Below are 22,987 nucleotides of genomic sequence, written 5' to 3' on the forward strand. Positions count from 1 at the left end.
TCACGTGGAACACGGCGCTCCGAACGATTAGATGGCGCTCGCCATGAACAGCTTTGATGTCATCGTCGTCGGCGGCGGTCACGCCGGAACCGAGGCGGCCGCCGTTGCCGCCCGGCGCGCCGCGCGCGTGGCGCTGGTGACGTTCGATGCGCGCATGATTGGCGCGATGTCGTGCAATCCGGCGATCGGCGGGATCGGCAAGGGGCATCTGGTTCGCGAGGTCGACGCCTTCGACGGACTGATTGCGCGGGCGGCCGATGCCGCGGCGATTCATTACCGGATGCTCAACCGCAGCAAGGGGCTGGCGGTGAGGGGACCCCGTATCCAGGCCGATCGCCGCCGCTACGCCGCTGCCATTCGGGCGATGCTTGCCAGCCAGGGGAATCTGACGATCGTCGAAGGCGAGGCGGCGGAGCTGATTGTCGCCGGGGACAGGATTGCAGGGCTCGTGCTGGGTGACGGCACCAGCCTTGCCGCGCCTGCGGTGATCCTGGCGACCGGGACCTTTCTCGGCGGCCGCATCTTCCGCGGGGAGGAGCGCCAGGAAGGTGGCCGTGTCGACGAACGCGCCGCGACCCGGCTTGGAATTCAGCTCCGCGCGCTTGGTCTGCCGATGGCGCGACTCAAGACGGGTACGCCGCCTCGGCTCGATGGGCGCACCATCGATTGGGCGGCGCTGCTGGAGCAGCCGTCCGATGTCGAGCCGTGGACGATGTCCCCGCTGACACTCGCGCGTACGCTGCCGCAGCTTGCCTGCGCTGTAACCCGCACGACGGCGGAAACCCATGCGATCATCCGCAGCGGTCTCGATCGCTCTCCGCTGTTTGGTGGCGATATCCAGGGTGCGGGGCCGCGCTACTGTCCGTCGATCGAGGACAAGGTTCATCGCTTCGGCGATCGCGATGGTCATCAGATTTTTCTCGAGCCGGAGGGGCTCGACGACCATCTCGTCTATCCCAATGGTATCTCGACCTCGCTCCCGGCCGATGTGCAGGCAGCGATGATCGCGTCGATCCCCGGACTCGCGCGCACGCGGATCGTCACCCCGGGGTACGCCGTCGAATATGACTATATCGACCCGCGGTCGCTCGATCGCACGCTGATGCTGGCAGCGTTGCCCGGACTATTCTGTGCCGGGCAGATCAACGGCACTACCGGCTACGAGGAAGCGGCGGGGCAGGGGCTCGTCGCCGGCCTCAATGCAGCTGCCTATGCGCGCGATCTCGCGCCGGTCGCGCTGAGCCGCTCCGACAGCTATCTCGGCGTGATGATCGACGACCTGATCCTGCAGGGTGTGACGGAACCTTATCGCATGCTGACGGCGCGGGCGGAGCACCGTCTCCGCCTGCGCGCAGACAATGCCGAGACCCGGCTCGGGCCGATCGCGCTCGCCGCAGGATGTGTCGGCGAGGAGCGGCGCCGCCATCTCGAAGAACGGATGACCGAACGTGATCGGCTCGACCGTCGTTTTGGGGAGCGCTTCACCGCATCCGAGCTGGCCTTGCGCGGCGCGCCGGTTGCGCAGGATGGCGCGCGCCGGAGCGTCCGCGAATGGCTGCGTTTCGACGGCGTCGATGTCGAGATGCTGCTGCCGGACGTCCGCGCCGAGACCGATCCTGCGCTACTCGCAGAGGCGGTCGAGGATGCCCGTTACGCTCCCTATCTCGAACGTCAGGCGGCGGACATCGAAGCCGCGGCGCGCGAGGAAGCCATGCCGCTCCCGCCGGCGCTCGACTATGCGAGGATTCGCGGCCTTTCCAACGAGATGGTGGAGAGACTCTCTGCGGCGCGGCCCGAAACGATCGGCGCCGCCGGCCGGGTGCGCGGTATCTCACCCGCAGCGCTATCAGCGATTCTGCTCCACGTGAAACGTGCCGCGTGACTGAGGACGAGGCGCGAAGCTGGATAGCGAATCGCTGTGGCGCTCATGCGATCGAGCGACTGGAGCACTACGTCGACTTGCTGGTCGATGAGATGGGACGCCAGAATCTCATCGCTGCTTCCACCCTGGCGACGCTATGGGCACGCCACCTGGTCGATTCCGCTCAGCTCCTGGAACTGGCGCCGTCCAGCACAGGCGAGTGGATCGATATCGGTTCCGGCGCCGGTCTGCCCGGCCTGGTGATCGCGCTGGCCAGCGACTGGCATGTCGCCTTGGTCGAGCCGCGACGGTTGCGTGTCGCCTTCCTCAACCATTGCATCGAAGAGCTCGGCCTTGTGGGCCGCGTTACGGTTGAAGCAAGCAAGATCGAGAGCGTCCGCCGCGCGGCGCCGGCACGCGTGATCTCCGCTCGTGCGGTTGCGGCGCTTCCGCAATTGATCGCCTCGGCAGTGCATCTCGCCGATCGAGAGACGGTTTGGCTGTTGCCGAAGGGCAGCCGCGCGCAATCGGAGGTGGCGGAAGCGCGGCGTTCGTGGCAGGGTGTGTTTCACGTGAAACAGAGCGTCGTCGACCCTGACTCGGGAATCGTCGTCGCCAGCCGGGTTGCGCGCCGCCGATGATCTGCATCACCATCGCGAATCAGAAGGGCGGGGTCGGCAAGACCACGACTGCTATCAACGTCAGCACTGCGCTGGCCGCGACCGGGCTGCGGGTGTTGATCATCGATCTCGATCCGCAGGGCAATGCCTCGACCGGCTTTGGTATCGCGCGCGCCGAGCGTACCCGCTCGAGCTACGATCTGCTGATCGGCGACACCGACCTGCAGTCGGTTGCGACGCCCACCCGCGTACCGCGGCTCGACATCGTGCCGGCGACGGTCGACCTCTCGGGCGCCGAGATCGAGCTGGTCGAGTTCGATGCCCGCACGCATCGCCTCGATGCCGCGATCCGCCGTAGCGAGCAGCGCTGGGATGTGGTCCTGATCGATTGCCCGCCATCGCTCGGCCTGCTCACGATCAACGCCATGGTCGCCTCCCATGCGCTGCTGGTGCCGCTGCAATGCGAGTTCTTTGCGCTGGAGGGACTGAGCCAGCTCCTGTCCACGGTCGAGCGCATCCGGTCGCGCTTCAATCCGGGGCTCTCGATCCTCGGCGTGGTGCTCACGATGTTCGACCGTCGCAACCGCCTGACCGACCAGGTATCGGACGACGTGCGCGCAGTGCTCGGCAAGGTGGTGTTCGACACCGTCATCCCGCGCAACGTCCGTCTGTCCGAAGCGCCGAGCCATGGCGTGCCGGCGCTGATCTACGACCATCGCTGCTCGGGGTCCGAGGCCTATATGGCGCTCGCTCGGGAGGTGATCGCCCGCTTGCCCAAGGTTGCCCAGGCCGCATGACCGATTCCGTCACTCCGATTCGCAAGTCTCGCCCTGGCCTCGGCAGGGGCCTCAGTGCCCTGCTCGGCGATGCCACCGGGGAAACGCCAGCCGGCACGGTGTCCGGGGAGGTCATTGGCGTTCGCATGATGGCGGTCAGTGCGCTCTCACCGCATCCGGATCAGCCGCGCCGCCGCTTCGACGAGGAGGCGCTGGAGGAGCTGGCGCGCTCGGTCGCCGAGCGTGGGGTGCTGCTACCGCTGCTCGTCCGCCCGCATGGCAAGGACTATCAGATCGTCGCCGGCGAGCGCCGCTGGCGCGCGGCGCAGAGGGCGAAGCTGCATGAGGTGCCGGTGATCGTCCGCGAGATCACTGATGCCGAAACCATGGAACTCGCGCTGGTCGAGAACATCCAGCGCGAGGACCTGAATGCGATCGAAGAGGCGGAGGCCTATCGCAAGCTAATCGATCAATTCGGTCATACCCAGGAGGCGCTGGCCAAGCTGGTCCACAAGTCGCGAAGTCATATCTCTAACTTGTTGAGACTGCTTGATCTTCCTGCGCCCGTCCGGGAAATGGTGGTCGAAGGCAGCCTGGAGATGGGCCACGCGCGCGCGCTGATCGGCGCGCCCGATCCGCTCGCGCTGGCGCGCAGGGCCGTGGAAGGTCAATTGTCGGTGCGCGAGGTCGAGAGGCTGGCGCGCGAAGCCAAGCCGGGTGCAAAAGGAAAGGGTGGGGGTGGCACGTCCGCCCGCAACGCCGACATCGAGGCGCTGGAGCGGCAACTCGGCGATGTGCTGGGGCTCAAGGTGGCGATCGCCCATGGCGACAAGGGCGGCACGCTGACGCTCGCCTATTCGACGCTCGATCAGCTCGACATGCTTTGCCAGCGATTGAGCGGGGAACGGATTTAGGCGACGGGACGCGTTGAACTAAGGCGTCATCCCGGCGAAAGCCGGGATCTCAAGCGATAGCGCAATACGGCACGAGATCCCGGCTTTCGCCGGGATGACGATCTCGGACTCGAATTGCTCTTGCCCGACGGATCGGGCTCAAAGCCGCGCTGCGGCGCGCGCGATGGTGAGCAGGTCATGGGCGGCACCCACCGAGCCAACCGTGCCTCCGCCGGCCATCACGCCGCGTTCCGCGCGCCGTACCCGCTCCAGCGCTGCGGCGAGCTGGCTGGTATCCCATTTCCGTAACGCCTTGAGCGTACCGGATTTTTCCTTCCAGAACACGCGATGCCGCTCCACCACCGTATCGGGCGAGGCGCCGGCATCGACCTCGCCGCGCATCTCGGCGAGCGTGACCAGCCGTCGCGCCAGCGCGCGCAGCATCGGGATTTCCATATTGGCGCCGGCGAGCGCCGCCAGTTCACGGCCGAGATCGGCTGGTCGGCCATCGATCGTAGCCTCGATCGCCGTCGCCATTTCCGCCTCGTCGAAGTTCGCGCCTATCGCCGCCAGGGCATCGGCGTCGGCGTCCCTCGGCCGGTCGGGTGCGGCGTCGAGATAGAGCGCAAGCTTCTCGATCTCGCGCGTCAGCACTGCGCGGTCGCCGCCCGCGGCGTCGAACATCGCCATCGCGGTGTCGCCGATCAGGCGCAGGCCGTGCTCGCGCGCGATTCCCGCCGCCAGCCGTGCCGCGTTCTGGCCCTCGGGTGGGTAGCAGGCGAGCGCCATCGCATTGGACGCGGCGATCGCGGCCTTGACCAGCTTGCCGGTCGCCTTGGCGCCGGGCGCGATCGCCACCACCGGATTGCCCGCGGTCGGGGCGTCGAGCAGCAGCTGTATCGCCTCGGCCGATTCCTCGCCCATGCCGGTCACGCGCACCCAGCGCTTGTCGCCGAACAGCGACATCGATGCTGCCTCATCGGCGAGCCGTCCCGGCTGACTCTTCAGCGTCGGGCCATCGAGATCGACCCTTTCGGCCTGTCCCATCGCGCGGCCGAGCCGTTCGGCATAGTCCATCGCTCCCGCCTCGTCGGGACCGTGGAGCAGGAACAGGCGGATGTCGCCGCCGTTGCCTGCCCGATCGATCGCGCTGCCGATCTGGGCGGCGTTGGCCTTCATTGCTTGGCGTTGCGCTCGGCGTAGAGCGCGAGCCGCGCGACGATCTGGTCGGCGACGATTCCTGCCAGCCGCTCGAGCGCCGACTGCTCGGCGGCGATGGTGGCATATTCGGAGCCGACCACGTCGATGCCGGCGTCCGATCCGGCGGTGGCGTCGAGCACGACCTGGCCGTTGGCAAGATCGACGAGCTGATACCGTGCGCGCAGCGTCCGGCGCTCGCGCGTGATCGCATCGTCCCGGCGCACGCCGAGCCCGGTGATATCGTCGTCCAGCTTCACTTCGAGCCGATAGCGTGGCGTGCCGCCGTCGACCGCCGAGAAACGGTCCCTCAATTCCTTGGAGACGAGCCAGCCCTGCTGCCCTTCGATCGGCGCGACCTGCACGCTGCCCAGCATCGTGCGCGACGCACTCTCCGCACCGCCGTAGAGCGGCCTGAGGCCACATCCGGACAGGGCGGCGAGCGCCAGCAGGGCGGCAGCGACCCTCATGCGACCAGGTTCACCAGACGGTCGGGCACGACGATGATCTTGCGCGGCGCCTTGCCCTCGAGGATGCGCACGACATTGGCCGAGGCCAGTGCTGCTGCTTCCACCTCGTCCTTGGGCGCCCCCTTGGGCAGGGTGAGCGTGTCTCGCAGCTTGCCGTTGACCTGCACCGCGATCGTCACCTGCGTGTCGACCAGCAGCGCGGGATCGACCGCCGGCCATTCCGCGTCGGCGACCAGTCCGTCGTGGCCCAGCCGCGCCCAGGCTTCCTCGGCGAGATGCGGCACCATCGGCGCGACCAGCCGCACCAGCGTCGCCACGGCGACGGTGCGCGAGGCGGAAGGGGCGGCGCGCTCGATCGCGTTGACCAGCTCGTAGAGCTTGGCGACCGCCTTGTTGAACGCGAGCGCCTCGATATCCTCGGCGACCCCGGCGATGGTGCGGTGGAGCTTGCGGTCGAGCTCGGCATCGGCGCCGTCGGCCGGCGCGGCACCGTCGACCAACCGCCATAGCCGTTGCACGAAGCGCCACGCACCTTCGATGCCGGCCTCGCTCCACGGCAGGTCGCGCTCGGGCGGGCTGTCGGAGAGCATGAACCACCGCACCGCGTCCGCGCCGTACTGGTCGACGATCGGGGAGGGGTCGACGGTGTTCTTCTTCGACTTGGACATCTTCTCGACGCGGCCGACCGTCGCCGGCGCGCCGCTCGCGATCACCTTGCCGTCCCTGACCTCCTCCGGCGCCAGCCAGTTGCCGGCCGGGTCCTGGTAGGTCTCGTGCGTCACCATGCCCTGGGTGAACAGCCCGGCGAACGGCTCGGCGATGTCGAGCCGGCCGACGCGGCGCAGCGCGCGGGTCCAGAAGCGGGCGTAGAGCAGGTGGAGGATCGCGTGCTCCACGCCGCCGATATACTGGCCGACCGGCAGCCATTGTTCGGCGACCGTCCGATCGAACGGCTTGTCCGCCGGCTGGCTGGCGAAGCGGATGAAGTACCAGCTCGAGTTGACGAAGGTATCGAGCGTATCGGTCTCGCGCCGCGCCGCCCCGCCGCACTGCGGGCAATCGACATGCTTCCACGTCGGATGACGGTCGAGCGGATTGCCCGGCACGTCGAAGCTCACGTCCTCGGGCAGCTTCACCGGCAGCTGGTCGCGTGGCACCGGCACCGGGCCGCATGTCTCGCAATGGATGATCGGGATCGGCGTGCCCCAATAGCGCTGGCGCGACACGCCCCAGTCGCGCAGCCGCCACACGGTGGTGCCCTGGCCCCAGCCACCCGCTTCGGCCCGGTCGATCACCGCGCGCTTGGCGTCGGCAACGTCCATGCCGTCGAGGAAGTGCGAGTTCACCAGCGTGCCGGGGCCGCTATAGGCCTCGCTCTCGTGGAACTCCGGCGCGGTCTTGTCGCCGTCCGAGACCACGCGGCGCACGGCCAAGCCGTACTTGCTGGCGAACTCGAAGTCGCGCTGGTCGTGCGCCGGCACGCCGAACACGGCGCCGGTGCCATAATCCATCAGCACGAAATTGGCGATGTAGACCGGAAGTTTCCATGTCTCATCAAAGGGATGCGTTGCGCGGATGCCGGTGTCGAAGCCCAGCTTCTCCTGCGTCTCGATCTCCGCCGCGCTGGTGCCGCCTTCCTTGCAGCGCTCGACGAAGGCGGCGATCTCCGCGCTCTCCGCCGCCAGCGCCTGCGCGATCGGATGGTCGGCGGCGATCGCGACGAAGCTCGACCCGAAGATCGTGTCGGGCCGGGTGGTGAACACCTCGATCTCGCCGCCGTCGGAGAGCTTGAACCGGAACCGCAGCCCCTCGCTCTTGCCGATCCAGTTCTCCTGCATCAGCCTGACCTTGTCGGGCCAGTGCTCGAGCGTGCCGAGGCCGTCGAGCAGCTCGTCAGCGAAATCGGTGATCTTGAGGAACCACTGGCTGAGCTTGCGCCGCTCGACCGTCGCGCCCGAGCGCCAGCCCTTGCCGTCGATCACCTGCTCGTTGGCGAGCACGGTCATGTCGACCGGATCCCAATTGACCGCCGATTCCTTGCGATAGACGAGGCCCGCGTCGAGCAGGTCGAGGAACAGCGCTTGCTCGTGCCCGTAATAGGTCGGGTCGCAGGTCGCGAACTCGCGCGTCCAGTCGAGCGCGAAGCCCAGGCGCTTCAGCTGCGCCTTCATCGTCTCGATGTTCTGGTAGGTCCAGGCGGCAGGATGCACGCCCTTCTCCATCGCCGCGTTCTCGGCCGGCATGCCGAAGGCGTCCCACCCCATCGGATGGAGCACCTCCATGCCCTTCATCCGCCGGAAGCGCGCGAGCACGTCGCCCATCGTGTAGTTGCGGACGTGCCCCATATGGATCTTCCCCGACGGATAGGGGAACATCTCGAGGACGTAGCTCTTGGGCTTGTTGGACGCATCATCAGCGGCAAAGGTGCGGCGCTCGTCCCACACCTTCTGCCACGCGGCATCGGCTTTCAGCGCGTTGAAGCGCGACATCGTGACTCCGTTGGCTGGCGGCACCGGCGGCGCCGCGACCCTATCAATTCGTGATCGCACCGCGGCGCAAGTCGCGGGCGCGGGTAAGGATGATGTCCTCGAGCTTCTGCACCGTCGCCGCCTGCACCGGCGCGTCGACCCACTGACCGTTCTGGTTGACCTGGCGCAGCGCCGCCACCCGCACCGCATCGGCGCGCAGGTCCTGGTCGAGGATGCTGACGGTCACCTTCATCCGCTCGGTCGGCGAGTTGGGGTTCGTGTACCAGTCGGTGACGATCACGCCGCCGTTCGAATCGGTCTGGAGCAGCGGCATGAAGCTCAGCGTGTCGAGACTGGCGCGCCACAGGTAGCTGTTGACGCCGATCGTCGTGATCTTGCTCGCGGCGAGATCGGCCTGGGGGCGGTCGCCGCCACGGCTGCAGGCGGCGAGCGGGATGAGCGCGACGCTCAGCAGCAACAGGGTACGCGAACGGGCGGTCATCGGCGGGTCCTCGGGTCCGAAAAAGAGCGACATGCTTCTATAGAAGCTGCGCGCGCCGGGGCAAGCGCAGCCGGGGCTGTGGATAAGCTGCAACACTATACGGAAAAACATTCGCTGCCGTGGCACATTACGGCGGGATTGTGGTAGGCCCGAATCACCAAGAGGGAGTCGCATGGTCCAGCGCCGTGTCATTGCCGGGATCCTGGCCGCGTCGGCGCTTGCCGGCGTGTGTGCGATCGCGCCGGCAATGGGGGCGAACGACGTGCGTTATGTCGCGCGCAAGCCGCATGCCCAGATGAGCTCCGGAATCGGCTCCTTCACCCCGGCTTCGGCCGATCCGCGCCTGGCCGCCGTGCTGGCGCGCGCGGGCGTCACCAGCAGCGGGTTCCGCTTCACCCCCTCCGGCACGAATCGGGCGAACAACCGTTCGGTGACCGTCGCGGTGCGCGCCCGCTCGACCCAGACGGCGGCGGCGAGCGATCGCCTGCCGAGCGCCGCTTCGCCGGTGGCGCTGGCCCCGATCGCCTACAACCTCGGCGTCGCGGTGGGCTGGAAGCGATTCGCGCTGTCGGGCGATCTCGCCAAGGTCGATCTCGCCGGACAGCCGGGCAGCCGCGAATCGGTCGATCTCGGTCTGTCCTATACCGCCCGCAAGTTCAGCGGCCGGGTAAAGGCGACGGCGGACCGCCCGATCGGGAGCGAGCCGCGCCTGATCGCCGACCAGCCGAGCTATTCGATCGACGTCGGCGGTTCCTACAGCCTGACCCGCAACCTCGATCTGACCGCGGGCGTCCGCTACAAGACCGAGCGTGAGCGCCTGCCGCAGCTCACCGACGACCGGCGCGACAGCCAGTCGGTCTATGTCGGGACGGCGTTCAGGTTCTGAGGATTCCGTCCCTCTCCAGCTCGACGTGAAGAACGGAAGCGCGATCCTGACCGGGTTGGGATCATCGGAGTGAATTGCGGAAAGTCTCACCCCTTCGTCACCCCGGACTTGTTCCGGGGTCCACCGGGCAGCCAAGGGAAGGCTTCAAGGCTCCAGCTTGAACCTCGCCACCAGTCTTCGTTGTGGAGTGGATGCCGGAACAAGTCCGGCATGACGGCTCAGGCTTGTCGCGGACTCTGGAAGTCCAGCCAGGAATCGATCCCCGCCCAGCCGTAAACGCCAAGCTGCTTCAATGGCTTGAACCGCGCTGACGTCATGCCGCCAAGCGCGATCGCCGGCACCGGCAGACCGCGGATCATCAGCCCCAGCCGCGCGCGTCCGAGCGTCCTCGCACCCGGATGCGACCGTGTCGGCCACACCGGCGAGACGAACAGCAGGTCCGCACCGGCACGCACCGCGGCGACCGCCTCGCGCCGGCTGTGCGCCGACCGGCTGAGCAGCCCGCGGCGTCGCCGGCCATTGTGCACGCCGTCGCGGCCTTCGATCCCTCCCGCCGCCAGCAGCACCAGTCCCCGCCGGGCCGCAATCTTCGCAACCTTTCGCAGAATCCCGCGCCGCTCCGCTTCGGGCAGGCCGTAGTGACGGAACACCACGCCGCTCCCTCGCGGCAGCCGTTCGAGCGCATCCCACAGTCGATCGCCCATCCGTTCGTCGGTCATCATCCAGACGCGAGGGATCGGGTGGCGGCGGCGCATTCCTCATCCTATAGCGCGCGCGATGCCGACCGACGACGCTTCCATCCGCCTCGCCGCGATCCATGACCGTATCGCCCGCGCCGCCGGCCTTGCCGGCCGGTCGGCGGCCGACGTGATGCTGGTCGCGGTCTCGAAGACCCATGACGCCCCTGCCATCCAACCTTTGATCGACGCCGGCCACCGCGTGTTCGGCGAGAACCGCGTGCAGGAAGCGGCAGCGAAATGGCCGGCGCTGCGCGAGGCGACCTCAGGCATCGCGCTCCATCTCGTCGGCCAGCTCCAGTCGAACAAGGCGGCGGATGCGGTGACGCTGTTCGATGCGATCCATTCGGTCGACCGGCCTTCGCTCGTCGCTGCGCTCGCCCGGGCGATGGAGGGGGCAGGCCGCCGCCCCGACTGCTTCATCCAGGTCAACATCGGCGGCGAGCCGCAGAAGGGCGGCTGCGCGATCGACGACCTGCCGGCGCTGCTTGCCGAGGCGCGCGCCGCCGACCTGCCGGTCGCGGGCCTGATGTGCGTGCCCCCGGCCGGAGTCGAGGCGGCACCCTATTTTGCGCTGCTGGCGAAGATGGCGCGCGATTCGGGACTGTCCAAACTCAGCATGGGGATGAGCGAGGATTTCGAGGTCGCGGTGATGCTCGGCGCTACCCATATCCGCGTCGGTACAGCCTTATTCGGGAGTCGCATCTAATGGCCGATCTCGGCGTCCAGTCCTTCTCGCAACCGATCGCGGTCCGCTTCGACGCGCTGCTGTTCGATTTCGACGGCGTGCTGGTCGAGAGCGAATACGCCGGCAACGCCCAGGTCGCCGCCTATCTGACCGGCATCGGCCATCCGACCACGCCCGAGGAATCGATGGCCAATTTCATGGGTCTGTCCGGCGCCGAATTCTACGGCGCGGTCGAGCGCTGGATCGGGCGGCCGCTGCCGGAGGACTTCAACACCGCCCGCGCCATCGAGGACGAGCGGGCGATGCGCGAGGGGCTGGCCGAGGTGCTCGGCGCGGTCGCTTTCGTCCGTTCGCTGCCGCCGGAGCTGCCCAAGGCGATCGTCTCGTCGAGCTCGACGCGCTGGATCCGCAGCCATCTCGCGCATCTCGGCCTTGCCGATGCGTTCGGTGATCATCTCTACAGCGGCCGGGAGCATGTCGAACACGGCAAGCCGGCGCCTGACCTCTATCTCTATGGCGCGGCGCAGCTCGGCGTGCCGATCGAGCGGATCGCGGTGCTGGAGGATTCGCCGGTCGGTGCGACCGGCGCGGTCGCTTCGGGCGCCTATGTCATCGGCCTGTGTGCCGGCAGCCACTGTGGTCCCGGCCACGACGCCCGTCTCCGCGCGATCGGCGTCGACGCGATCGCGCATGACTTCGCCGAGGTCGCCCGCCTGCTGGCGTAGCGCTATTGCACTCCCGCTTCGGGAGCGAGACGGTAGCGAAAGGCACGCTCGAGCGGCAGCGCGGTCTCGCAGAAGGCGCATTCGGCCATCACGCGTCCGATCAGCCAATGCTGCTTGCCGCAGCTCGGGCAGTGGTTCACGCCATCGTCGTGATAGAGCAGGTTATAGCCGGGATGGAACCACGCGGGCGCCCCCTCCTCCGCTCTGTCGAGACCTGCATACATTGCCATTCTCCAACATTATGGCTTGGCAACATAACGTTTTAACGCAGCAGGGTTTCATTTCCTAAGCGAAATTATGGGCGACGCCCCCGAGTCGCGGGTCAGAGCTGGTGCCCGGTCCGGTCGCGCTTGGTAGCGAGATAGCGTTCGTTGAAGGGATTGGGCGGAAGCACCAGCGGCACGCGTTCGGTGACGGTGATGCCCTGCGCTTCCAGTCCGGCGACCTTGGCGGGGTTGTTGGTCAGCAGCCGCACCGCGCGCGGCCCGATCAGGCTCAGCATCCGCGCCGCGATCCCGAAGTCGCGCGCGTCGACCGCGAAGCCGAGCCGGGTGTTGGCGTCGACCGTGTCGAAGCCCTGGTCCTGCAGCGCATAGGCGCGCAGCTTGTTGACCAGGCCGATGCCGCGCCCTTCCTGCCTGAGGTACAGGAGGATGCCCCAGCCGGCGCCCTCGATCCGGCGCAGCGCCTCGTGGAGCTGCGGCCCGCAATCGCATTTGAGGCTGCCGAGCACGTCGCCGGTCAGGCATTCGCTGTGCAGCCGCACCAGCGGCGGCGTGCCGTCCGGCTGGCCGACGATCAGCGCGACATGCTCGTTGGTCGATTCGGGGCTGCGGAAGACGACGATCTCGCTGGTCTCGGCGCCTTCGACCGGCAGCCGTGCGCGCGTGGCGATGGCGAGGCGCGCCGGGTTCTCGTGCGCGTCGATGTCGGCGGCGGCGATCGCCACCTCGACCGCGCTGCGCGGGCGGACGAAGAAGGCCGGCAGGATGCCCGCGATCCGCGCCAGCCGCAGCGCCGCCGCCGATGGCTCGGGCGCGGTGACAGGCACCGCCCGGAATGGACCCTTGAGCGGGGTCGCCAGGTCGAACTGCGGATCGGCGAGCGCGGTTGCGGCGGCGAAGTCGAGCCATGGCGCGCGCTCCACCCACACCGGCGCGTCGGGGACGGCCGCCTCGCGCTGGTTGGCGAGCTTCAGCGTCTGCGCACGGCCGGCCGACAGCAGCACCGGCGCTTGCCCCTCGGGATCGAACTCCGTCAGCCGTTCGGCGTCGGCGGTCTCGATCGCCAGCAGCGCCAGCCCGTCGATCGCGACCGGCCAGCCGCGCCGCAGCGCGTCGATCGCCCGGGCCGCGGCGCGCGGGTCGCTCACAGGTCGAACTCGGTGACGATCGGCACGTGGTCGCTGGGCTTGAGCCAGCTGCGGCACGGCTCGCACACGCGGTGGGCCACTGCCTTGGCCGCGACCTGAGGGCTCGCCCACATATGGTCGAGCCGCCGCCCGCGGTCCGATGCCGCCCAGTCCTTGGCGCGATAGCTCCACCAGGTGTGGAGCCGCGCCGGCGCCGGATGGAAATGCCGGCCGAGGTCGACCCAGCCGTGCGCCGCCTGCAGCCGGCCAAGCGCCTCGACCTCGATCGGCGTATGGCTGACCACGTCGAGCAGCGCCTTGTGGTTCCACACGTCGCATTCGAGCGGCGCGACATTGAAGTCGCCGACCAGCAGCGTCGGGACGTCGAGCGCCGCCGACCATTCGGTCATCCGGGCGAGGAAATCGAGCTTCTGCCCGAACTTGGGATTGAGCTCGCGATCGGGGATGTCGCCACCGGCCGGGACATAGACGTTCTCGAGCCGGAGGCCGTTGGCCAGCCGCACGCCGACGTGCCGCGCCTCGCCGTTCGCCTGCCAGTCGAGCCGGTCGTCCTCGGCGAGCGGTATCCGGCTGACGATCGCCACGCCGTGGTGCATCCGCTGGCCGTGGATGACGATATGGTCGTAGCCGAGCGCGCGGAACGCCGCGGCGGGGAAATCCCCGTCGATCACCTTGGTTTCCTGCAGGCACAGGATGTCGGGCGATTCCTCGCGCAGGAACCGCTCGACGATGTCGATGCGGAAGCGGACGGAATTGATGTTCCAGGAAGCGATCGAGAGCATGCGCGAGGCGATGTAGCGAGGCGCCGCCGGGCCGACAAGGAAAGGCCCCCGCTCCGGGGGCTTGGAGCGAGGGCCAACCAGCGTTCGTCACGCAGGCAGGAGGCGAGGCCACTGGCCCGGGCAACAGGGGGAAAATCCCGAACGGAAACCCCGCCTCCGCGATGTCCGTGTTAGTCCCCCTTTCCTGTCACCAGAATGAACGGGCGGCGGTTACCCGCGCCCGCCCTGTCTCCGCGGATCGTTCCAGCGGAACGTCCCGTCGCTGACGGGCACGTTGAGCTTCTGGTTGCTGAGGCGGATGGTGGTGCGGTTGTTCTGGGAATCGAGCGCGACCCAGCCCTGCAGCATCAGCCCCGCCGGCCCCGCGGCGTTGCGCGCGAAGATCAGCGTGATGCGGCCATATTCGGGGTGTTTGGGATCGTGCGCCTCGACGCTCAGTATGCCGGGATTGGGGCTGGGCTGGACCTTGGCGATGCCGGAGATGTCGCGCTTGGGATCGAGCAGCACGGCGAGCGGCGAGTTGCCGATCGGCCAACGCGAGACCTGACGCACCGAATAGTCGATGAAGAACAGCGACTTGCCGTCCGCGACCGCGAGATAGGGCACGCCCTTCTCATATTGGAAGCGCACCTTGCCCGGCTTCTTGAGCGAGAGCGTGCCGGTCAACACCTTTCCGGCGCGGTCGGTCTGCGAGAAGGTCGCGGTCATGGTGTCGACCGCGGCGAGGTGGCGCTGCACCTGCTGCAGTTCGGCGGAAGCGGGAGCCGCAATCGCCGGCGCGGCGAGGAATGCGGCCAGCGCGGAGGGGAGGAGGATCGTCTTCATGAGGTCAGGATAGGTCCGTCGCTTGAATTTGTCGTGAACTGAACGCGGCCCGAGGCCCGCGACCCAGGGGAGCGGCGGCGAGCGGTGCAGAAACCCGCGGAAATCCGTCGAAGGTCACGAAAGTCATAGGTAAACGGGCCTCGCGTCGAAAGGTGAACTTCGGGAAGAGTTTGTCACGCGGGCGATCACGGAAAAGTTGACTAAGTTGACTCCGGACATGTGTGTTCGGCCGGCACCGAGAGCGCGGCAGAGGAACGCGACGCGGACGCGCCAGGAACGCGACACCGATGCGCCGAGAAGGCGCCACCAGCGCGCCAGGAGCGCTACAGCGGCGCTACGCCGAGGCGACAGCGACGCTACGCCGACGCGCTACGGATGAGATCGACGGAGTCAAAGAGCTGGCCGAGGCTCGCACGGCTCGAACTAGGCGAGCCAAGCAGGCGAAATCCTACTTTGCAAGCGGCGGCGGTACGGATCGAAATTTGTGGGGATGGCTACCATCGCTCCCCTTTCCTTCGTCACCCCGGACTTGGTCCGGGGTCCACCTATCGTCTTCTGAAGTCGAGAGAGCCTCTTGCGCTGCGCTTGCGGCACAGTGGACCCCGGACCAAGTCCGGGGTGACGAAGGGGAAAAGGCACGCGCGCCAATCTCCACAGACCCGCTACACCACGCGCGGCATGCGGGGACGGCCGATCGGGCATTCGAGGGCGGGGCGGTCCCATCCACCGAGGTCGGCGGCGGCATCGTAGGTCGATTGCAGGAAGGCAAGCAGTGCGGCGTCCGGATCGGCCGCGGTGCGGACAGCGTCATAATCGAGCAGCCATTCGCCCATCTCGACGCTGAACGCCGCTGCCTCCGGCGACACGTGCGCGGCGCCATAGCGCTCGGGCGCCGGATAGGCATAGGCGTAGAAGGCGGGCTTCGGATAGGCGTCGCTGCCCGGCCAGAAGCCGGCACTCGCCTCCTCATGGCTGTAGGCCTCGCACGTCACGGCGTCGGGCAGGCCGGGAAAGCCGCCCGGATGGCGCGGCGCCGCGCGGCCCGAGAAGCGCGTCTCGGCGAGGTCGAAGCTGCCCCAGAAGAAGTGCACCGGGCTGGACTTGCCGAGGAAGCCGGTGCGGTAGCGCGCGAACACGCGGCCGACCGACAGGAGCGCCCGATGGAAGCGGCGCACCGCGTCGCCGTCATAGGGGCGTTCGGCGAAATCCTCGGTGAAGGGATAGGCGCCGGGCAGCTCGTTCGGCATGACGTTGATGCGGGTCGGCGCGCCCAGTTCGGCGAGCGCCTCCATCACCGCGCCGTGGAACCCCGCCATCGTGCCGGCGCGCAGCGGCAGCGTTCGCGTCTCGCCGCGGTCGCTCGCGAGGGAGAGCATGTCGCCGATCAGGTCGAAGTCGATCTGGATCGTGACCCCCGGCGCGGGAATCGGCCCAGTGCCGAGCCCGCGCGCAGTCGGATAGAGCGCGACCTGCCACCCGTGGTTGAGCCACGGGCTGTGCGCCAGCCGGACCTTGCCCACGACCTGCGTCATCAGGTGGAGGTGCTGCGCGGTCTCGCGCCAGGACGGCCAGTCGAGTTCAGGCCATGCGTCATTCATCCGGCGATCTCCTCCAGCCTGTGCTCCAGCGCGGCGCGATCGGGGATGCGGACATCGAACAGCGTCTCGATGACGTCGCACGTCTCGGCCGGCGACTCGAGGTGCCGTCGCTCGCTCGGGCCATCGACATGGTGAATCGTCAGGTCGAAGTTCCTGAGCACGCTGCGGCGTCCCGGCGTCGCGCGCGCGATGATCAGTCCGGTCAGGAAGTGCGAGCGCGGGCTCGTCGCCGACCACCAGTTGGCGAGCTCATAGTCGATCGGGAGCTGCGGCTGCAGGTCATAGGCATAGACCGGCCGCCATTCGCCGAGCACCGACACCTCCTGCCGCCAGACGTCCCCTTGGCGTATCAGGCGGAACGGGCCGTGCGGGGTCGCCTGCTCCACGCCGTCGACCAGGTCGAGCACGCCGGTCAGCGTCTGGCTGCCGAAGCCGACGTCGGCGATCACCGGGCCTTCGGGCAGGTCGACGCGCAGCACCATGTGGGTGCGGCCGGTCGGCACCTCCTCGGGCAGGTTCCACATCACCCGCGCCGCATGGCCGGTGACCTGGAAGCCGATCGTTTCGAGCACCGCCTTGAACAGTCCGTTCTGCTCATAGCAATAGCCGCCGCGCCCGGCGTGGACGAGCTTGGCGATCAGCCCGGGCAGCGTGAGATCGGGTACCTGGCCGGTCAGCGGATCGAGATTCTCGAAGGCGAAGGTGCGCGTGTGGAGCGCGACCAGCGTCTCCAGCGTAGCGTGATCGGCGCGCGCATCGCCGTGCCAGCCGATCCGGTCGCGATAGGCGGCGAGATCGGCCGGCGACAGCGTCACACCGCCGTCCCGCCGACCGTCAGTCCCTCGACCAGCAGCGTCGGCTGGCCGACACCGGCCGGCACGCTCTGGCCGCCCTTGCCGCACATGCCGACGCCTTCGTCGAGCGCCATGTCGTTGCCGATGCCGGTCACCTTGGTCAGCACGGTCGGCCCGTCGCCGACCAGCGTCGCGCCCTTGATGGGTGCGCCCAGCTTGCCGTCCTCGATCCGGTACGCCTCGGTGCAGGAGAAGACGAACTTGCCCGAGACGATGTCGACCGATCCGCCGCCGAAGCTCTTGGCGAAGATGCCGTTCTTGACGCGGCTCAGCAGCTCGGCCGGATCGTCCTTGCCGCCGCGCATGAAGGTGTTGGTCATCCGCGGCATCGGCGCATGGGCGAAGGATTCGCGGCGCCCGTTGCCGGTCGGCGCGACGCCCATCAGCCGGGCGTTGAGCCGGTCCTGGATATAGCCCTTGAGGATGCCGTCCTCGATCAGGACGTTCTCCTGCGTCGGCGTGCCCTCGTCGTCGATGCTGAGCGATCCGCGGCGGTCGTGGATCGATCCGTCGTCGACCACCGTCACGCCTGGTGCGGCGACGCGCTCGCCGATGCGGCCGGAGAAGACCGAGCTGCCCTTGCGGTTGAAGTCGCCCTCCAGGCCATGCCCAACCGCCTCGTGCAGCAGCACGCCCGGCCAGCCCGGCCCCAGCAGCACGGTGAACTCGCCCGCGGGCGCGGGCACCGCGTCGAGGTTGACCAGCGCCTGCGCCAGCGCCTCGTCGATCGCGCGGTTCCAGGTGGCGGGCTCGAGCAGCCGTTCATAGGTGGTGCGGCCGCCGGTGCCGAAGGTGCCGGTCTCGCGCCGGCCGTTCGCCTCGACGACGATGGTGACGTTGAGCCGCACCAGCGGCCGCACGTCGGTGGCGACGAAGCCGTCGGGCCGGACGATCTCGACCACGCTCCACGATCCGAGCAGCGAGACCGAGACCTGGGCGACGCGCGGATCGCGGGCACGCGCGGCGGCGTCGATCGTCTGGCAAAGGTTCACCTTGTCGGCGAAGGGGACGAGGTCGAGCGGATCGGCGTCGGTGTAGAGATGGCGGTTGGTTGCGCGCGGCGGCGCGGCGCGGGGGCCGGCGGCGGGATCGATCAGCGCCATCGTCGCGGCGGCGCGCTTGATCGCTTCCTCGGTCAGCTCGTTGGCATGGGCGAAAGCCGTGGTCTCGCCGGAGACCGCGCGCAGGCCGAAGCCGGCGTGGGTGTCGTAGCTCGCCGTCTTGAGCCGCCCGTCGTCGAAGCCGAACGCCTCGGCCTTGCGGTACTGGAGGTAGAGCTCGCCGTCCTCGGCCCTGGCGAGCGCCTCGGCGGTGAGGCGGCGGGCGGCGTCGGGATCGAGTCCCTCGCGATAGAGGAACGAGCGGGGATCGGGAGCGACGGTCATGCGCCCCGATATAGGCGCGTCAGAGGCTCGCGCCAGACGCGATGTCGGGAAGCGTGCCCGGGTCGACCCCGTCGGCGGGTCCGCCGATCAGGACGAAGCGGCGGTCGCAATAGCCGCAGTCGACATAGCCGTGCTCGTCGATCTGGAGATACACGCGCGGATGGCCGAGCGCGGCGGGCAGGCCCTCGCCGGTGCCGTCGCAGGCGACGCGGGGGCTGGAGACTCGGAGGACTTCGGGCGGGGCGATCATGGAAGTGCGGATAGCAAGCCTGAATGCCTTCGTCACCCCGGACTTGTTCCGGGGTCCACTGCGCCACCGCCACTATAGTCGATGTGGCAGGGTGGATGCCGGACCAAGTCCGGCATGACGACTTTGGTTTGATTGCGCTGGCGTAGCAACCTAGATGGCGTTCATGACCGACGCCGCCATCGCCATCTCCGGCCTCTCGAAGACCTATCAAGGCGGCAAGCGCGCGCTCGACGAGGTGAGCTTCGAGGTGCCGCGCGGGCAGATCTTCGGCCTGCTCGGCCCCAACGGCGCCGGCAAGTCGACGCTGATCAACATCCTGGCGGGCCTGGTCAACAAGACCTCGGGCACGGCGTCGATCTGGGGCTTCGACATCGACGATCATCCGCGCAACGCCAAGGCCTCGATCGGCATCGTCAACCAGGAGATCCTGTTCGATCCCTTCTTCACCCCCTTCGAGACGCTGGAGATCCAGGCCGGCCTCTACGGCGTCAGGAAGGAGCTGCGCCGCTCGATGGAGCTGCTGCGCGCGGTGCATCTGGAGGACAAGGCGAACGCCTATGCCCGCACCCTGTCGGGCGGCATGAAGCGGCGGCTGATGGTCGCGAAGGCGCTGGTGCACCGTCCGCCGGTGCTGGTGCTCGACGAGCCGACGGCGGGCGTCGACATCGAGCTTCGCCAGCAGCTCTGGGCCTATGTGCGCGAGCTGAACGCCGGCGGCGTGACGGTGGTGCTCACCACCCATTATCTCGAGGAGGCCGAGGAGCTGTGCGATCGCATCGCGATCATCAACCACGGCAAGCTCATCGCCAACGAGCCGACCCGCGAACTGGTCGGCAAGGCGCAGGAGAAGATGGTCGAGGTGACCGTCGATCGCGACGTCACGACGCCGCCCTCCGCCGCCTGCTTCCAGAAGATCGAGGCCAAGGGCGCGCGTGTGCTGTCGATCACCTATCGCAAGGACCAGGCCAACGCCGGCCAGGTGCTCGCCGCGGTGACCGAGGACGGCTACGGCATCGTCGACGTCTCGACCCGCGAGCCCGACCTGGAGGACGTGTTCCTGAGCCTTACCCGCGCCGCGAATGGCTAGCGGCCCCATTTCCCCGTTCGCGCTGAGCTTGTCGAAGCGCCGTCCTTTCTTCTAATCCGCCCGGGAAAGAAGGGCGGGGCTTCGACAAGCTCAGCCCGAACGGAGGTTGAGTGCCTGATCCTCATTCCACCGATATCCTGATTGTCGGCTCCGGCGCGGCGGGGCTGACCGCGGCGCTCAACCTTGCCGAGCATTTCAAGGTGACGGTGCTCGCCAAGGGCGGGCTCGACGAGGGCTCGACCGCCTGGGCGCAGGGCGGCATCGCCGCGGTGCTGGAGCCCGGCGACACCTTCGAGAGCCATATCGAGGACACGATGATCGCGGGCGCCGGGCTCAACGACCGCGGCGTGGTCGAGATGGTGGTCGAGGGGGCCCCGGCGGCGATCGCGAAGCTGGTCGAGCTCGGCGTGCCGTTCAATACCGACGGCAACGCACTGCACCTGACGCGCGAGGGCGGGCACAGCCATCGCCGGATCGTCCATGTCAACGATGCGACCGGCTGGGCGGTGCAGGAGGCCTTGCTCAAGGCCGCGCATGCCAATCCCAACATCACGTTGGTACCGGACATGGTCGCGATCGACCTCGCCACCAGCCGGCACGAGACGCGCTATTCAGGCGCCGGCAACGTCTGGGGCGTCTATGCGGTGAGCCGGGCGACCGGCCGCGTCGAGCTGTTCACCGCGCGCGCGACGATCCTGGCGACGGGCGGCGCGGGGCGGACCTATCTTTTCTCGACCGCGCCGCGCGGAGCCACCGGCGACGGCATCGCCATGGCGTGGCGGGCGGGTGCGCGCGTCTCCAACATGGAGATGATGCAGTTCCACCCGACCTGCCTCTACAATCTGGAGGTCAAGAACTTCCTCATCACCGAGGCGGTGCGCGGCGAAGGCGGGCAGCTGCTGCTGCCGGACAACGGCTACCGCTTCATGCCGGACTTCGACCCGAGGGCCGAGCTCGCGCCGCGCGACATCGTCGCCCGGGCGATTGACCACGAGATCAAGCGGCTCGGCCTCGACTATGTCCACCTCGACATCAGCCATCTCGATCCCGGTTTCGTGAAGGGGCACTTCCCCACCATCCACGAGAAGCTGCTGGGCCTCGGCATCGACATGACGAAGGAGCCGATCCCGGTGGTGCCCGCGCAGCACTATACCTGCGGCGGCATCGTCATCGACCGCGACGGCCGAACCGACCTCCCCGGTCTCTATGCCGCAGGCGAGTGCACCCAGTCGGGCCTGCACGGCGCCAATCGCCTCGCCTCCAACTCGCTGCTCGAATGCTTCGTGTTCGGCGAGGCGGCTGCGAGCCATATCGCCGCGCACTGGGACGATTTCGCGCCGCCGCCGCCGATCCGCCCGTGGGACGAGAGCCGCGTCGCCGATTCGGACGAGGAAGTCGTCATCAAGCAGAACTGGACCGAGATCCGCCGGTTCATGTGGAACTATGTCGGCATCGTGCGCACCACCAAGCGGCTCGAGCGCGCGGCGCATCGCATCAAGATGCTGCAGGAGGAGGTGGCCGACTATTACGGTCATTTCCGCGTCACGCCCGACCTGATCGAGCTGCGCAACCTGCTGCAGTCGGCCGAGCTGATCGTCCGTTCCGCGCTCCACCGCAAGGAAAGCCGCGGCCTCCATTACACGCTCGACTATCCGGAGATGCTGCCCGAGCCCGTCGATACGGTGCTCGTTCCGTAACCGTTCACCTTTCTGCCGCCATATCGACTCGGTTCGCCGCAGGAAATCGGCAAGACTCTTGCAGTGCGACGGCGATGAGGCTTTTATGGGAAAACGGGCAAGGGCTTAGAGTGAGCGTGGGGTTCGTACCGACATTTACGGCGCTCGAGAGGGCATTGACGCTGGCGGGTTTGGCGCCGGTGGTGTTGCTGGGCGCGGGCGTGCATCAGACGGCGCAGACGCGCGATCTGCTGCCGCCGAGCTATCGCACGCTCATCCCGGTTCCGCCGCCGGCTCCGCGGGTCCAGGCGCCGCTGGCGCTCAAGACGAGCATCCTCGCTCTCCGCAACCGTTTCGACGGGCTCGCCGGCATCTCGGTACAGAGCGTCGACGACGGCTGGACCGTCGACAGCGCCGATGCCGACCGGCCGATGCCGCAGCAGAGCGTGAGCAAGCTGTGGGTGGCGATGACCGTGCTCGACGCGGTCGACCGCGGCCGCATCACGCTCGACGACCGGCTGACCATTACCCAGTCGGACCTGACGCTGTTCCATCAGCCGATCGCGGCGATGCTCAAGGACGGCAGCTACACGACGACGGTGCGCGACCTGCTCCATCGTGCGCTGACGATGAGCGACAACACCTGCAACGACAAGCTGCTGCGCTACGTCGGCGGACCGGCGGCGGTGCGCAGCTTCATCGCCAGCCATGGCATCGAGAACGTCCGGTTCGGTCCCGGCGAGCGGCTGCTCCAGTCGAAGACCGCCGGGCTCACCTGGCGGCAGGACTATGCGATGGGCCGAGCGTTCGAGGCGGCGCGCGCGAGGCTGCCGATCGGCGTTCGCCAGGCGGCGTATCAGAGCTATGTCGCCGATCCGATCGACGGCGCGGCGCCGAGCGGGATCGCCGGTGCGCTGGCGAAGCTGAAGCGCGGCGCGCTGCTGTCGCCCGAATCGACCAGCTACCTGATCAGCACGATGGAAGCGTCGAAGACCGGCAAGCAGCGCATGCGCGGTGCGGTGCCGCCGGGCTGGAGCTTCGGTCACAAGACCGGCACCGGGCAGAATTTCCTGAGCCGCACCGCCGGCTACAATGACGTCGGCCTGCTCACCGCGCCAGACGGGCGCAGCTACGCGATCGCGATCATGATCGGCGACACCGCGCGCACCATTCCCGAGCGTCAGGCGCTGATGCAGGCGGTGGTGCAGGCGGTGGTGGCGAACCACGACGCCGCGACCACGACGATCGCGCGCTAGGACGGTTCGACATTTGAATGAAACCTCCCCCGCCAGGGGGAGGTGGCAGCCGAAGGCTGTCGGAGGGGGCGGATGCCAG

At 68.2% G+C, this 22,987-nt stretch carries 23 protein-coding genes; 10 read left to right on the plus strand and 13 right to left on the minus strand.

The window, feature by feature from the left end:
* Positions 1-43 precede the first annotated feature (43 nt).
* The 4 genes from mnmG to LZK98_RS01855 are packed head-to-tail and all read left to right on the plus strand — an operon-like array spanning position 44 to position 4,171.
* Complete coding sequence (mnmG, locus tag LZK98_RS01840; protein WP_233784650.1) at positions 44-1,882, plus strand: tRNA uridine-5-carboxymethylaminomethyl(34) synthesis enzyme MnmG; 1,839 nt, start codon at positions 44-46, stop codon at positions 1,880-1,882.
* Positions 1,879-2,502 (plus strand): 16S rRNA (guanine(527)-N(7))-methyltransferase RsmG, encoded by a 624-nt coding sequence (gene rsmG / locus LZK98_RS01845; protein ID WP_233784651.1) that lies wholly within the window; start codon positions 1,879-1,881, stop codon positions 2,500-2,502. Before mnmG ends, rsmG begins: the two co-directional genes overlap by 4 nt.
* Positions 2,499-3,278 carry a ParA family protein gene (locus tag LZK98_RS01850; RefSeq protein ID WP_233784652.1) on the plus strand — a complete coding sequence of 260 codons (780 nt, stop codon included), beginning with the start codon at positions 2,499-2,501 and terminating at the stop codon, positions 3,276-3,278. Before rsmG ends, LZK98_RS01850 begins: the two co-directional genes overlap by 4 nt.
* Positions 3,275-4,171 (plus strand): ParB/RepB/Spo0J family partition protein, encoded by an 897-nt coding sequence (locus LZK98_RS01855; RefSeq protein ID WP_233784653.1) that lies wholly within the window; start codon positions 3,275-3,277, stop codon positions 4,169-4,171. The genes LZK98_RS01850 and LZK98_RS01855 overlap by 4 nt, the downstream gene beginning before the upstream one ends.
* 138 nt (positions 4,172-4,309) lie before the next feature.
* On the opposite strand, the gene holA is transcribed toward LZK98_RS01855, so the two are convergent.
* Genes holA through LZK98_RS01875 form a run of 4 tightly spaced genes read right to left on the minus strand, consistent with a single transcriptional unit; the run spans position 4,310 to position 8,787 of the window.
* Complete coding sequence (holA, locus tag LZK98_RS01860) at positions 4,310-5,329, minus strand: DNA polymerase III subunit delta (RefSeq protein WP_233784654.1); 1,020 nt, start codon at positions 5,327-5,329, stop codon at positions 4,310-4,312.
* Positions 5,326-5,817, minus strand: a complete 492-nt coding sequence (gene lptE, locus LZK98_RS01865) for an LPS assembly lipoprotein LptE (protein WP_233784655.1) — start codon at positions 5,815-5,817, stop codon at positions 5,326-5,328. Before lptE ends, holA begins: the two co-directional genes overlap by 4 nt.
* Positions 5,814-8,306, minus strand: a complete 2,493-nt coding sequence (leuS, locus tag LZK98_RS01870; RefSeq protein WP_233784656.1) for a leucine--tRNA ligase — start codon at positions 8,304-8,306, stop codon at positions 5,814-5,816. The genes lptE and leuS overlap by 4 nt, the downstream gene beginning before the upstream one ends.
* A gap of 43 nt (positions 8,307-8,349) precedes the next feature.
* Positions 8,350-8,787, minus strand: a complete 438-nt coding sequence (locus LZK98_RS01875; RefSeq protein WP_233784657.1) for a DUF3576 domain-containing protein — start codon at positions 8,785-8,787, stop codon at positions 8,350-8,352.
* A 172-nt stretch (positions 8,788-8,959) separates the two neighbouring features.
* Between LZK98_RS01875 and LZK98_RS01880 the strand changes: the two genes are divergently transcribed.
* Positions 8,960-9,673, plus strand: coding sequence for a porin (locus tag LZK98_RS01880; protein ID WP_233784658.1), 714 nt, complete (start codon positions 8,960-8,962; stop codon positions 9,671-9,673).
* Between the two features lie 218 nt (positions 9,674-9,891).
* On the opposite strand, the gene LZK98_RS01885 is transcribed toward LZK98_RS01880, so the two are convergent.
* Positions 9,892-10,428, minus strand: a complete 537-nt coding sequence (locus LZK98_RS01885; protein WP_233784659.1) for a thiamine phosphate synthase — start codon at positions 10,426-10,428, stop codon at positions 9,892-9,894.
* Between the two features lie 22 nt (positions 10,429-10,450).
* On the opposite strand from LZK98_RS01885, the gene LZK98_RS01890 reads away from it, so the two are divergent.
* Entirely contained in the window at positions 10,451-11,119 is a 669-nt protein-coding gene (locus LZK98_RS01890; RefSeq protein WP_233784660.1) for a YggS family pyridoxal phosphate-dependent enzyme, read from the plus strand.
* Positions 11,119-11,823, plus strand: a complete 705-nt coding sequence (locus tag LZK98_RS01895; protein ID WP_233784661.1) for an HAD family hydrolase — start codon at positions 11,119-11,121, stop codon at positions 11,821-11,823. Before LZK98_RS01890 ends, LZK98_RS01895 begins: the two co-directional genes overlap by 1 nt.
* A 2-nt stretch (positions 11,824-11,825) precedes the next feature.
* Here the strand turns inward: LZK98_RS01895 and LZK98_RS01900 are convergent, their stop codons facing one another.
* The 8 genes from LZK98_RS01900 to LZK98_RS01935 form a co-directional block, all read right to left on the minus strand.
* Positions 11,826-12,047 (minus strand): hypothetical protein, encoded by a 222-nt coding sequence (locus tag LZK98_RS01900; protein WP_233784662.1) that lies wholly within the window; start codon positions 12,045-12,047, stop codon positions 11,826-11,828.
* A 98-nt stretch (positions 12,048-12,145) separates the two neighbouring features.
* The gene (ribA, locus tag LZK98_RS01905) at positions 12,146-13,195 is read right to left on the minus strand and encodes a GTP cyclohydrolase II (protein ID WP_233784663.1); all 1,050 of its coding nucleotides are present in this window, start codon (positions 13,193-13,195) and stop codon (positions 12,146-12,148) included.
* Entirely contained in the window at positions 13,192-13,977 is a 786-nt protein-coding gene (locus LZK98_RS01910) for an exodeoxyribonuclease III (RefSeq protein ID WP_233784664.1), read from the minus strand. Before LZK98_RS01910 ends, ribA begins: the two co-directional genes overlap by 4 nt.
* Positions 13,978-14,187: 210 nt before the next feature.
* Complete coding sequence (locus tag LZK98_RS01915; RefSeq protein ID WP_233784665.1) at positions 14,188-14,802, minus strand: LolA family protein; 615 nt, start codon at positions 14,800-14,802, stop codon at positions 14,188-14,190.
* Positions 14,803-15,464: 662 nt separating this feature from the next.
* On the minus strand, positions 15,465-16,400 hold the full coding sequence (locus LZK98_RS01920; RefSeq protein WP_233784666.1) for a DUF5996 family protein: 936 nt from the start codon (positions 16,398-16,400) through the stop codon (positions 15,465-15,467).
* Entirely contained in the window at positions 16,397-17,215 is an 819-nt protein-coding gene (locus LZK98_RS01925; RefSeq protein ID WP_233784667.1) for an arylamine N-acetyltransferase family protein, read from the minus strand. The genes LZK98_RS01920 and LZK98_RS01925 overlap by 4 nt, the downstream gene beginning before the upstream one ends.
* Positions 17,212-18,639 (minus strand): metalloprotease TldD, encoded by a 1,428-nt coding sequence (gene tldD, locus LZK98_RS01930; protein WP_233784668.1) that lies wholly within the window; start codon positions 18,637-18,639, stop codon positions 17,212-17,214. The genes LZK98_RS01925 and tldD overlap by 4 nt, the downstream gene beginning before the upstream one ends.
* Positions 18,640-18,658: 19 nt before the next feature.
* Positions 18,659-18,889: a zinc-finger domain-containing protein gene (locus LZK98_RS01935; RefSeq protein ID WP_233784669.1), complete on the minus strand. Its 231-nt coding sequence runs from the start codon at positions 18,887-18,889 to the stop codon at positions 18,659-18,661.
* Positions 18,890-19,052: 163 nt separating this feature from the next.
* On the opposite strand from LZK98_RS01935, the gene LZK98_RS01940 reads away from it, so the two are divergent.
* From LZK98_RS01940 to LZK98_RS01950, 3 genes are all read left to right on the plus strand, one after another.
* Positions 19,053-19,976 (plus strand): ABC transporter ATP-binding protein, encoded by a 924-nt coding sequence (locus tag LZK98_RS01940; RefSeq protein WP_233784670.1) that lies wholly within the window; start codon positions 19,053-19,055, stop codon positions 19,974-19,976.
* Between the two features lie 110 nt (positions 19,977-20,086).
* Positions 20,087-21,673: an L-aspartate oxidase gene (nadB, locus tag LZK98_RS01945; protein ID WP_233784671.1), complete on the plus strand. Its 1,587-nt coding sequence runs from the start codon at positions 20,087-20,089 to the stop codon at positions 21,671-21,673.
* 110 nt (positions 21,674-21,783) lie between these two features.
* Complete coding sequence (locus LZK98_RS01950; RefSeq protein ID WP_233784672.1) at positions 21,784-22,908, plus strand: serine hydrolase; 1,125 nt, start codon at positions 21,784-21,786, stop codon at positions 22,906-22,908.
* Positions 22,909-22,987: the final 79 nt, after the last annotated feature.

Source organism: Sphingomonas cannabina (genome assembly GCF_021391395.1).
Classification (GTDB): Bacteria; Pseudomonadota; Alphaproteobacteria; order Sphingomonadales; family Sphingomonadaceae; genus Sphingomonas; species Sphingomonas cannabina.